At 62.1% G+C, this 809-nt stretch carries 1 protein-coding gene and 1 pseudogene; both read left to right on the plus strand.

Going from position 1 to position 809, the window contains the following annotated elements; translation table 11 throughout:
• The coding region (locus AC1D0Z_RS23230) for a helix-turn-helix transcriptional regulator (RefSeq protein ID WP_477660483.1) at nt 1-463 on the plus strand (463 nt) is incomplete at its 5' end.
• A gap of 145 nt (nt 464-608) precedes the next feature.
• Nucleotides 609-809: pseudogene (locus AC1D0Z_RS23235) on the plus strand (fumarylacetoacetate hydrolase family protein); the annotation flags it as partial.

Below are 809 nucleotides of genomic sequence, written 5' to 3' on the forward strand. Positions count from 1 at the left end.
TCGCCGCTTCGGCTCCGTCGAGATGATCCGTGGCCTGATGCTGCAGCTCATCGGCCTGGTCTGCCGCAAGTACGAGGCCGACCTGCTGCGCTTTTCGGCCAGCCAGGCACAGCAGGGCAGCCGTCGTGCCAGCCTGCAGCGCGCGGTGCGCTACATCCGTGAGCACCTGGCCGGCGAAGTGACGCTGGCCGATGCGGCGGCCGCCGCGTTCCTTTCGCCCAACTACCTCGCGCATCTGCTGAAAAAAGAAACCGGCAAGACCTTCACCGACCTGGTGACCGAGCGACGCCTGGAGTTTGCGCAGGAACAACTGGCGCACAGCAGCCATCGTATAGCCAGCATTGCCCATGCTTCAGGCTTTGCCGATGAAGCCTACTTCGCGCGGCGCTTTCGTCAGCGTTTTGGCCAGACGCCGAAAGCTTTTCGCGATAGCGTGCGCGCGAAAATTTCCGGAGCAGCTTGAGACGACCGCAGCTGCGTTGCATTGAATCGTCCGGTAAATGCGTAATTGCGTCTGCCTGCGCGCGGCGTGCGCACCCTAAGCTCGATAGCTGGAGAAAAACGCTGACAACAAGCTCCAGCTTCATCCACAACTTCAGGAGACACACATGACACAACCAGACATGAGCAAACGCGGAATTCTGCAAACAGGCGCCCTGATGGCGACGGGCGCAGTCGTCGGCTGCGCCACACCCGGTACGGCGGCCAATGCGCCGGCTACACCTTTTACCGTGCCCGAAACCTATGTGCCGATCGCGGGCAGCGCCGAAATGTTCCCGGTGCGCCGCATCTACTGCATCGGCCGCAAC

This window comes from Polaromonas sp. P1_E3, assembly GCF_056405935.1.